9 protein-coding genes are annotated in these 10401 nt (G+C 54.1%); all 9 read left to right on the forward strand.

Going from position 1 to position 10401, the window contains the following annotated elements:
• Positions 1-6 precede the first annotated feature (6 nt).
• The 9 genes from WIT60_RS13900 to WIT60_RS13940 all read left to right on the forward strand — a co-directional run bounded on the left by WIT60_RS13900 (position 7) and on the right by WIT60_RS13940 (position 10274).
• Positions 7-1212 carry a glycosyltransferase family 4 protein gene (locus tag WIT60_RS13900; RefSeq protein WP_339584485.1) on the forward strand — a complete coding sequence of 402 codons (1206 nt, stop codon included), beginning with the start codon at positions 7-9 and terminating at the stop codon, positions 1210-1212.
• On the forward strand, positions 1209-1376 hold the full coding sequence (locus WIT60_RS13905) for a hypothetical protein (RefSeq protein WP_339584486.1): 168 nt from the start codon (positions 1209-1211) through the stop codon (positions 1374-1376). The genes WIT60_RS13900 and WIT60_RS13905 overlap by 4 nt, the downstream gene beginning before the upstream one ends.
• A 1-nt stretch (position 1377) precedes the next feature.
• The gene (locus tag WIT60_RS13910) at positions 1378-2697 is read left to right on the forward strand and encodes a putative O-glycosylation ligase, exosortase A system-associated (RefSeq protein WP_339584487.1); all 1320 of its coding nucleotides are present in this window, start codon (positions 1378-1380) and stop codon (positions 2695-2697) included.
• The gene (locus tag WIT60_RS13915; protein WP_339584488.1) at positions 2690-4873 is read left to right on the forward strand and encodes a glycosyltransferase; all 2184 of its coding nucleotides are present in this window, start codon (positions 2690-2692) and stop codon (positions 4871-4873) included. Before WIT60_RS13910 ends, WIT60_RS13915 begins: the two co-directional genes overlap by 8 nt.
• 9 nt (positions 4874-4882) lie before the next feature.
• Positions 4883-6214, forward strand: coding sequence for a right-handed parallel beta-helix repeat-containing protein (locus tag WIT60_RS13920; protein ID WP_339584489.1), 1332 nt, complete (start codon positions 4883-4885; stop codon positions 6212-6214).
• Position 6215: 1 nt separating this feature from the next.
• Positions 6216-7124 carry a hypothetical protein gene (locus tag WIT60_RS13925; RefSeq protein WP_339584490.1) on the forward strand — a complete coding sequence of 303 codons (909 nt, stop codon included), beginning with the start codon at positions 6216-6218 and terminating at the stop codon, positions 7122-7124.
• A 13-nt stretch (positions 7125-7137) separates the two neighbouring features.
• A complete protein-coding gene (locus tag WIT60_RS13930) occupies positions 7138-8121 on the forward strand; it encodes a glycosyltransferase family 2 protein (RefSeq protein WP_339584491.1) in 984 nt (327 codons plus the stop codon).
• A 51-nt stretch (positions 8122-8172) separates the two neighbouring features.
• A complete protein-coding gene (locus tag WIT60_RS13935; protein WP_339584492.1) occupies positions 8173-9243 on the forward strand; it encodes an acyltransferase in 1071 nt (356 codons plus the stop codon).
• A 68-nt stretch (positions 9244-9311) separates the two neighbouring features.
• The gene (locus WIT60_RS13940; RefSeq protein ID WP_339584180.1) at positions 9312-10274 is read left to right on the forward strand and encodes an IS5 family transposase; all 963 of its coding nucleotides are present in this window, start codon (positions 9312-9314) and stop codon (positions 10272-10274) included.
• The last annotated feature ends 127 nt before the right edge of the window (positions 10275-10401 follow it).

Raw genomic sequence — 10401 nt, forward strand, 5'->3', positions numbered from 1 at the left:
CCTGCGATGAAAATCCTGTTGTTTTCATCGCTGTACCCCAGCAGCGTGCGGCCGATTTTTGGCGTGTTTGTCGAAACACGTCTGCGCGAGTTGCTTCAGTCAGGCCAAGTGGAGGCCAAGGTTGTAGCGCCGGTGCCGTGGTTTCCTTTTCGCCATCCGGTGTTTGGTGAGTATGCCCAGCACGCGGCAACGCCTCGCCACGAGGTGCGCAATGGCGTGGAGGTTTTTCACCCGCGCTATGCGTTGCCGCCCAAGATTGGCATGAACGTGGCACCGTACACGATGGCACTCGGAGCCTTGCCCACGCTGCGTCGGCTCATTGCCGAAGGGTTTGACTTTGACTTGATCGACGCCCACTACTATTACCCCGATGGCGTAGCCGCCATGCTGCTGGCGCGGTGGCTGAAAAAGCCGTTCGTGGTGACGGCACGGGGTACCGATCTCAACCTGATTCCGCAGTACCCGTGGCCGCGCAAGCTCATCATGCAAACGGCGCAGGCGGCGAGTGCGTCCATCGGCGTATGTCAGGCCTTGATGGACACGTTGGCCGACATGGGCGTTGACCGCTCCAAGCTGCATGCGCTGCGCAATGGTGTCGATCTGCAATTGTTCCGGCCAGAAGACCGTGTGGCTGCCAGACTTAAGCTAAACCTGGTACCTGATGCGCGTTACCTGATCTCGGTTGGACACTTGATCGAACGCAAAGGGCACCACATTGCGATTGATGCGTTGCCTGGTTTGCCCGAGGTGCGGTTGCTCGTGGTGGGTGATGGACCTGACCGAGCCGACTTGCAAGCACAGGCAAAGCGCCTGGGGGTGGCAGACCGCGTCTGCTTTGCGGGTGCCGTTGCTCAGGCTGACTTGCGCTGGTGGTATAGCGCGGCCGATGCACTGGTGCTGTGTTCCAGCCGGGAAGGGTGGGCCAATGTGCTGCTCGAATCGATGGCCTGCGGAACGCCTGTGCTGGCGACGAGGATCTGGGGCACACCTGAAGTGGTGACGAGCAGGACTGCCGGACGGCTACTGGAAGATAGGTCTGCGGCAGCGTTGGTGAGTGCCTGGCGAGCCCTGGCAAACGGCTTGCCGGATCGCGAAGAAACCCGCCGCCATGCAGAGAACTTCTCATGGGCAGGCACCACGCAGGGGCAGATCAGTCTGTTTCAGTCCATTTTGCATGAACAACAGCTCAAACAAGCGAGGAAGTTGACGTGATTGAAGGCTCGCTGATGCTGCTGATGTTGCTGAGTGTTTACCTGCTGCTGTTGCAGGCCAAACGCTTGACCGGCAAAAAAATAGAGAAACGTGTTGTCATGCGATTGTTTGATTTTAAAAAATCGCTTTCGCTTAAGTCAAAACCAGTGAAGGGCAAGTTTTGAAATGCGCGATCTGGTCGTTTTCCTGTTCTTTCTGAGTATTCTGCCTTTGGCATTGTCGAATGCGTTCGTTGCATTTCTTCTGTGGACTTGGGCTGGGTTGGTTGCCATCAATAGCTATTTGTATGGTTTCATGACCGCCATACCAATGGTTCAGGTTTTTGCGGTGCTGACCTTGGCGCTGGTGTTGATTCCTTCAATGCGACAGGGTATGGTGTATCGGTCTAGTGGGGTTGTTTTAATATTTCTGTTGATCGTTGTTCACGGGTTTTTTAGCGCCGCCTTTGCCTACCCTGGTTTGCCGCACAATTGGATTATTTACACCAACATGGTGAAAACAATATTGTTGTGCATGTTCATGCCGCTGTTTATCACCAATCGTCACCGCATCAACATCTACGTTATGCTGGTGGCTGGGGCAGTTTGCTTTCACGGTTTACTGGATGGATTGAAGTTCATCGCCAGTGGTGGCGGCCACAATGCATATGGCATTCCAAAGTTTGGTGATAATAACCACTATGCTTTGATTCTTCTGATGGCCTTGCCATTGCTTCTCTATATTTATCGTTATGCCCAAGCTAGGTTGCTTCGCTGGGCCGCTGTGGCTGTATTCTTTCTAACATTCTTTGCTGTGCTGGCCACGCATTCACGAGGTGCGCTGCTTACTTTGATGGCAATCGGATTTTGGTTGATTCTCATGAGCAAGCGTAAGATCATGGGCGTCATCATTGCCGCGATGTTGGTTACGTTGACCATGCAGTTTGCGCCAAGCAATTGGTTTGATCGCATGGATACGATCAAGACTGCTGGTGAGGACCGCTCTTTCATGGGGCGAATCACAGCTTGGAAGCGAGCTTCGGCTATCGCGCTTGAGAATCCCGTTTTGGGAGGTGGTTTTCACGCGGGGCAGGGTGTTTCAATTTATGAGCAGTTCCGATATAAGCAAGGTCTTCTTGGTTTTGTGGAAACGCCCGATACGGGCTATGCTGCGGCGACGCACAGCATTTATTTCGAGGTGTTGGGTGATCTCGGATTCGTTGGGTTTCTGCTGTTCATGGCTGCATTGGCCAGCGTGTTCTACAACAGGCGACGTATCCTCAGGCGCGTGAGCGAGGATCCGGCACGTCTGGAATGGGCGGGTGATCTGGCCAACTTCATCGCCGCTGGCATCGTTGCCTACATGGTGGGCGGAGCTGCCTTGAGTGCCGCCTACTTTGAGTTGCCCTACTATCTGATCATGCTCATGCAAGTACTGTGGCATGTAGTCGACCAGCCTCAGGAGGACATGAACTCAGAGCAAGTGAAGGGGGGGGGGCATGCTTGAACCCGTTCTGGATGCCGGGCTTAAGTGGTTGACGCGGGATCGCTTGTCAGTGTTCCTGTTTCACGCGGTGCCGGTTCGTTCACCTGACGTTCCCCCAGATTTGGAGTTGCGGGACTTCGAGCGGTTGCTGGACTACGCTCAGGAGCGCTTTCACATCATTCCGCTGCACGATGCAGCGCAGGCTTTGAAGGCCAATAAGCTGCCCCCCAATGCAGCGTGTCTGACCTTTGACGATGGCTATGCCAGTTGGTTCGAAGGTGTCGTGCCATTGCTCAAGCGCAGGGGGTTGCATGCCACCTTCTACATTACGACGGGGCAGTTCAATGGTTTGCCGACCTGGCACGAACGATTGGCCAAAGCCATTGCTGCCATGCGAACTCCATGTTTGCAGTTGGCAGGCTTGGGCCTGTATGACCTGCCGTTAGCGTCGTTGCAAGATCGACGGTACACCTACGGGCTTCTTGAAAACTTCTTGAAGTACCAAGAATTGTCTGCCAGAGACGACCTGCTCAAGAAACTTGAGCAAGCTGCCGGTGTGGAATGCTCGACTCGACAAGCCATGACTGTTGAGCAACTCAGGCAGCTTGACAGCATGGGTTTCGAGGTTGGCGCGCATACTCATCAGCATCCAATCTTGTCCTTGTGCGACGAAAAACTGGCAACTCAGGAAATTGGTGCGGTCAGAGAGACACTTCAGCATCTCACCGGCGGGTGCGTGCGTTCATTCGCCTATCCAAATGGCCGCCCAGGTGTCGATTACACCGCGCAGCATGTCGCCATTGTCAAAAAGGCTGGGTACGAGCATGCTGTCTCTACCCATTGGGGGGCCGCGCGCGCCGGCTCTTCCGTTTACGAGATACCGCGCTTTACCCCTTGGGGCCACAGTCCCTCACGCATGACCTGGCAGATCATGCGTAACGTTCGGGTTCGAACGCGTGTGTTGGGTGACCGTCCACACGCTCGTCCCGTGGCCATGGTGGTTGAAAATGGATCGGGCTTTGGGGGGGCAGTCAAAGCGCTCGATACCTTGCTGGAGGGGATGAACCCTGATCGCGCCCAGTTTCATGTGGTCACTAATATGGATCTGGGACCGTTCGAGCAGCGGCCTGTGGTGCAGTCTTCTCATGTCATCTCTGACCGTCGCATCAACACGCGGGCGCTGTCGGACCGCGTTCGCAAAAGCGGCCTGCCGAGCATTGCAAAGCGTGCACTCTTTTTCGGCTTGGGACGTGTCGATGACCTGTTCAATCGCTTGCCTTATCTGATCGGGCTCGCGTTGCTGGCCAGCAAAATCCGTCCTGACGTCATGCACGGCAACAACGAGCCTGCATCCAACCGTGAGGCCATGCTGGTGGCGAAGCTCTTGCGCATTCCGTATGTTCAGCACGTACGCGGATCGCTGACGCACATTGCGCCGCATTCATGGATGTTGAACGGGGCTTCGGTGTTCGTTCCTGTTTCCAGATGGTTGGCTGGTGACTTGCTGAGATTGGGCGTCCCAGCGTTCAAGATCCGGCAAATCTACGATGCTGTCGAGTTGACCACGCTCGACGCGAACACACCTGCTCCGACAACTGACATCAGGCAAAGTCTGCGTCTGCCCCCTGAAACCGTTTTGGTGGCAATGATCGGTATGCTCGTCTCCTGGAAGGGGCAGGACCTGTTCATTGACGCCGTGAAGAGGCTGGGGGCAACCGGCCAACCCGTGGCATTTCTGCTCGTTGGAGGCACCCCAGAGCGAGGTGACCAAGAGTATGCCGACAGCTTGATCAGGCAGGCGCAACAGTTGGGCGTCACAGACAGGGTTCACTTTCTGGGGAAAGTGAGCGATGTGGCCAGGTGTCTGCCTCAGATGGATGTGGTCATCTCGGCATCAACAGAGCCAGAGCCTCTGGGCCTTGTGATGCTGGAAGCGATGGATGCCGGGTGCATCTTCATTGCGCCCGCATTCGGTGCTGCCACCGAGGTTGTTACGAACAACCAAAACGGATTGCTCTTCAAGCCAAGGGATGCTGACTCACTGGCCGACGTCATGCGCCAGGCGATTGATTTGGCACACACGGGGGATGCACGTGGCGCATCAATGCGTAACAGCGCTCGTCAAACCGTGAGAACGCAGTTTGATTCGAGCAAGTGCTGTGATGCCACCGTGCGCACGTACCAAACCGTGATGTGAGCGATGAGAATGCCCAAGCCCAACTCAGGCACACCCCGCGTACGGCACACCGCGCAGCAGGCAAAGCGGCGATGGCTTTTTGTGACTGCGGTTTTGCTGACAAGCATGACCCTGGTGGTCGGTGTGGTTGCTTATGTAAAGCTGGATCGCAGCCCTGGTGAGCTGATGCGCTACGCGGAGCGCAGGTTGCAGGGACACCCCAAGCTCGAATGGATCAGCAAGCCTGTTTTCAAGGTTGTGCGCCCAATGATTGAGCGTCCTGTGCACGGTGTGACACCGGACCCGAACGTTGGCCCTCGCTCCATTCGTTTGCCGGCGCAGCGCTTTGATGCTGATGGCAGGCCGCTCTCCCTCGCACAAAGTGCCAAGGCCGGCAGCGTCATGGCCAGGAGCACAAGGATCATTAGCGTCAGCACCTTTGACGAACTGAACCATGCGATTGCCAACGTACAGCCGGGCGACGTGATCGAGTTGAACCAAGGTGTGTACGTGATGAAACGCAACATGGGTACCCCCGTTGGCGGCACCCCCTTGCAACCCATCACGGTTCGCGGCATTCGACCGGGAGCAGCCGTCATTGAGTCAGGCGCGATTGAAGGGTTTCACATCACCCAACCGTACTGGATCTTTGAAGACCTTGTCATCAAAGGAACATGCAGCGTACATGACTATTGTGAGCACGCCTTTCATGTATCCGGCGCGGCGACAGGCACGGTTATACGAAACAACCGCCTGGAAAACTTCAATGCCCATGTGAAAGTGAACGGACATCCACCCCGCCAATGGCCAGACGACGGCCTGATCGAATACAACACCCTTCGCAACAGCAGTCCACGCCGCACTCAAACACCCGTGACACCGATTGACATCGTTGGGGCGAACCGCTGGCGCGTAACCCATAACTACATCGGACACTTTATCAAGTGGGGAAGCAATGGCATCTCCTACGGCGTGTTCATGAAGGGTGGGGGGCATGCGGGCGTGATTGAGAACAATCACATTGCTTGCACCGAGAACAACATCTCGCAAGAAGGCGCAAGGGTGGGGGTGTCATTCGGTGGCGGCGGCACAGGTGCGGCATTTTGCCGAGATGGCAAATGCATCACTGAATTCTCAGATGGTGTCTTGATTGATAACAAAATTGAGCACTGCAACGATTTTGGTGTGTACATCAATAAAGCAAATCAAATTCTGATTGCGAGGAATCGGATTTCGAACACCTACGGCATTGATGTGCGCTTTCCTGAGTCCAGTGCCATTCTGGTTGGAAATGAGGTAAGCGGAAGAATTCGCTCCCGCCAAGGCGGTGTTGTGCATTACGAGCAAGACAGGGGTAACTGAAGTGGTCACTTTCAATGAGCTGAAAAACAAGCTCAACACGAAATATCAGAAATGGATGTACGAACAGGTTGTGAAGGGGGTGTTGAACACGCCGCCTTTGGTGCCTGGGAAACTGCCGTTTATTGTCCTGTCGATGGTTCACCAGAGAGATGTTTTGCCATACCTGGTTGCCATCAAGTCGTTCGCCAAGCAGGCAAATCCACAACGGATTGTGATTGTTTGCGATCCGACGATTGGTGACACGGAGCGACAGATCTTCAAACAGCATGTGCCCCACGTGGAATTGAGGGATGCAGCTGAATTCAGGATGCCAGAAATTCCTGTCGGCGGCTGTTGGGAGCGTTTGTCCGCTATCACAGAGTATGCCAAAACCGTATACACCGTTCAGCTTGATGCCGATACCGTCACCATCGGGGGAATTGCTGAGGTGGTGAACTCAGTAAGCACCAACACTGGATTTGTGATCGGTGAAGACCCAAATCAACCATTGTTGACATTGGGCGAGGCGGCGGAGTTGTCGAAGAATTGGAGCGACAAGCATATACAGGCCTTTGCGGAGAAGCGCATGAACAAGGCTGGATTGGGTATGAGCTTGTATGTTCGAGGGTGTGCTGGTTTCACAGGTTTTCCTGTGGATGAGCATATGAGGAATAAAATGATTGATTTTTTAAAGAAAATGCGAGAAATCAGTCAATCCAGATGGAATGAGTGGGGTACAGAACAAATTACCAGCAACTACCTAGTGGCAAATTCGAACGGTGCAAAAGTATTGCCATTTCCTGACTATCGAACGCCTAAAGGAACGCTGAAAGACGTCAGATTCGCTCATTTCATTGGCTATGTGCGGTTTGCAAACAATCTCTACAGGCAGTCCACACAAGCGCTAATTAAAGTGATGCAAGCCAGGTGACCTGAGCGCAACAATGAGCACCAACGCGCAAACAATCTCTGTTGTGATGCCTTGTTATAACGGGGCACATGAGCTTGCCAAGACGATTGACGCCTTGCTCGCGCAGACGATGTCGCCAGGCGAGATCATCGTGGTGGACGATGGCTCAACGGACGGTTCACATGAAGTTGCAGCAGCCTACGGCCTGCCCGTCAAAGTGATCAGGCAGACAAACGCTGGCGCGGCGGTAGCGAGGCGAGAAGGGGTCTTTGCAGCCAGTGGCGACATCATTGTGTTCAACGACACAGGTGACGTGTCTCGCCCAGAACGCCTACGTCGGCTTCATGATGCGCTGGTTGCACATCCACAATGTGTCGCTGCTTATGGCGTGACAGCATCACCAACCAATCAGGACACCATCATTTCCCCAGAGACGGGACGCCCCCTTGATGGCAGCGTTCATGTCGTTGATGACGTGCTTAACCGGTATTTGAGGCAGTGCTGGCCTCTGGCTGTTGGGATGAACTTGGCCGTACGTCGGGAGTATGCGCGCAGGTGCATCAATATTCCTTCAAGCTTCAAAGCCGCGAACGATTACGCGTTTCAGATTCACCTCGCGGCGGAAGGTTCATTCGTGAAAGTTGAAGAGGTTCTTCTTGACTATGAACCGTCGCCAGGCGGAATTTCTGTAAATTTTGGTTTTACGAAGCAGCGTGCATATGCCCTGAAAGCAGCAGCCATGGTGTATGAGACATTGCGGGGCGAGAAAGATCTTGAGTTGCGATACTTCAACAATAGAGTTGATATCGAGTGGCCTGACATTTGGTTAAGACTCTACTTGGCCAATGATTCGAAATTGAGGGCTGATGTTGCGAATATTGGAATTCGTTATGCGAGATGGTTGAAGATGCCGTCCCGAATCTGGTGGGCGCTTGACAAAGTTGAAGCGGAAGGTGGCTTTGAAGAGAGGGCCAAATTGACTTCTTTAGTTAGATTGCTTCGATCTGTTTTGAAGTGACGTTATTGAGAATTGTGTCAATTTTCCAGTGAGCGGGGTGTGTGATGACTGATGTTTTTCTGTTTGCATATGGTTGCAAGAATTAATTCCATTTGGTTGGATTATGTGCGGGTGTTTGCCACATTCTGCGTGGTGCTTCTGCACTCCGCGGCACCATTGCTTGATAAATACGGAAAGTTAAATGATGTGGACTGGTGGGCTGGGAATTTGTATGATTCACTGGCAAGAATAAGTGTGCCACTGTTTTTTATGGTTTCCGGGGCGTTGCTATTGGGTAAGGACGAAGGCGTAAGAGTATTCGTAAAGAAGCGGTTTGAGAAGGTGTTCTTGCCGCTGGTTGTGTGGTCCTTCATTTACTTGTTTTGGCGTGTGTTTTTTGAGGCGTCTGCGCAACTATCTTTTTACTCACTATATAGTATGGTGCTGACCCCGGTCTATTACCATTTATGGTTTTTGTATGCAATCATCGGTTTATATTTGTTTGTGCCGATTTTGAGGGTGATTGTTTGCCATGCGCCAGAATCGTATTTGAAGTACTACGTTGCTTTATGGTTCCTCGCCGCGGCCTTGATTCCACTGTCTGAGTGGCTTACTGGGCTAAGTAGTCGCATTGACTTGCGGGGGGTGTCCGGTATGTCCGGATATTTGGTCGTCGGGTATTTGTTTTCCCGTCGCCTTGTGTCGGTTGGAGTGATGAGGGGAGCGGTTGTCCTTTTTGTGACCAGCACCTTTTTCGCAGCCATTGTCACTTACTTTCTGACTGTCAAGAATGATGGGAAGTTTGTGGGATATTTTTATGGTTACTTGACGCCAAACGTTATTCTTGCTTCCTGTTCTGCTTTTGTTGTCATTAAATATGCGGTGACGCGGTTTGATTTTTTTCGCCATCCGGCAGTGTTGGCTGCTGTGAGTTCACTATCATCGACGAGTTTTGGTGTTTACCTGATTCACGCCATGTATCTCTATTTGCTTGCGGAGGGGAGATTGGGTGTTGATATTTTGGATTTGGATTTGGGTGAAATTTTTACGGTTCCACTGACAGTCATTTTGGTGTTTGCCGTTTCTCATCTATCTGTTCTGATATTAAGGAAAATTCCCATCGTGGCCAGAATTGTTCCTTAGGGATGGTCTGCATAAACCGCCTGGACATGTGCTTGGCGCCAGCGTGATTGCCTGAGACGATTGAGCCCATGAAGCAGAGCAGCCTTGGATTGGGAACCTCGACGAAGCGCACGCGCCGTCGGGAGTTCCTCGACGAGATGGACCGGGTGGTGCCGTGGTCCGACCTGGTGGCGCAGATCGCGCCATTCATGCCCGAGGGCAAACGCGGCCGCCCGCCGTTCCCGGTGGAGTCGCTGCTGCGCATCCACTTCATGCAGCAGTGGTTCACGCTGAGCGACCCGGCCATGGAAGAAGCGCTGCACGACATGCCCCTGTTCCGCGACTTCGCCGGCCTGGGCGGCTGGGACGACCGACTGCCTGACGAGAGCACCATCTTGCGCTTCCGTCATGTGCTGGAGAAGAACAAGCTGGCCGAGCGCATCCTGGCCACGGTCAACCTGCTGCTGGGGGCCAAGGGTCTGATGCTGCGCAGCGGCACGGTGGTCGATGCCACGCTGATCTCAGCACCGAGCTCGACCAAGAACGCCAGCGGTGAGCGTGACCCGGAGATGCACCAAAGCAAGAAGGGCCAGCAGTGGTTCTTCGGCATGAAGGCGCACATTGGGGTGGACGCCGACTCGGGCCTGGTGCACACCGTGCGTGGAACCTCGGGCAACGTCAACGACGTGGTCGAAGCCAACAGCTTGCTGCACGGACAAGAAACGGATGTCTTCGCCGATGCGGGCTACCAGGGTGCCCACAAGCGACCTGACGCCAAAGTAGATGTGAAGTGGCATGTGGCCATGCGACCAGGCAAGCGCAAGTTGCTGGACAAAACCGATCCGGTAGATGCGCTGACCGATCAGGTCGAACGCATCAAGGCCAGCATCCGCGCCAAGGTGGAGCATCCGTTCCGTGTCATCAAGCGCCAGTTCGGCCATGTGAAGGTGCGCTATCGCGGCTTGGCCAAGAACACGGCGCAGTTGCACACGCTGTTTGCGCTGGCCAACCTGTGGATGGTCCGCAAGCGTTTGCCGGGGAGCCAGGCATGAGTGCGTCTGCTGCATGGGAAATGGGTGCGAAACGCGCCCAAAACACCTGCCAAAGGTACGCCCAGCCGCCTTTCTGGTCATGTCAGCACACCCAACCATGGTCAGCACTCATTTGTGCAGACCTTCC

It is taken from the genome of Aquabacterium sp. G14, assembly GCF_037482285.1.
Taxonomy (GTDB): domain Bacteria; phylum Pseudomonadota; class Gammaproteobacteria; order Burkholderiales; family Burkholderiaceae_C; genus Aquabacterium.

What these genes read in the sequence shown, in the direction of transcription:
- WIT60_RS13900 (WP_339584485.1), top strand. Translation starts at nt 7, where the DNA reads ATGAAAATCCTGTTGTTTTCATCGCTGTACCCCAGCAGCGTGCGGCCG.
- WIT60_RS13910 (WP_339584487.1), top strand. Translation starts at nt 1,378, where the DNA reads ATGCGCGATCTGGTCGTTTTCCTGTTCTTTCTGAGTATTCTGCCTTTG.
- WIT60_RS13915 (WP_339584488.1), top strand. Translation starts at nt 2,690, where the DNA reads ATGCTTGAACCCGTTCTGGATGCCGGGCTTAAGTGGTTGACGCGGGAT.
- WIT60_RS13920 (WP_339584489.1), top strand. Translation starts at nt 4,883, where the DNA reads ATGCCCAAGCCCAACTCAGGCACACCCCGCGTACGGCACACCGCGCAG.
- WIT60_RS13930 (WP_339584491.1), top strand. Translation starts at nt 7,138, where the DNA reads ATGAGCACCAACGCGCAAACAATCTCTGTTGTGATGCCTTGTTATAAC.
- WIT60_RS13935 (WP_339584492.1), top strand. Translation starts at nt 8,173, where the DNA reads ATGTTTTTCTGTTTGCATATGGTTGCAAGAATTAATTCCATTTGGTTG.
- WIT60_RS13940 (WP_339584180.1), top strand. Translation starts at nt 9,312, where the DNA reads ATGAAGCAGAGCAGCCTTGGATTGGGAACCTCGACGAAGCGCACGCGC.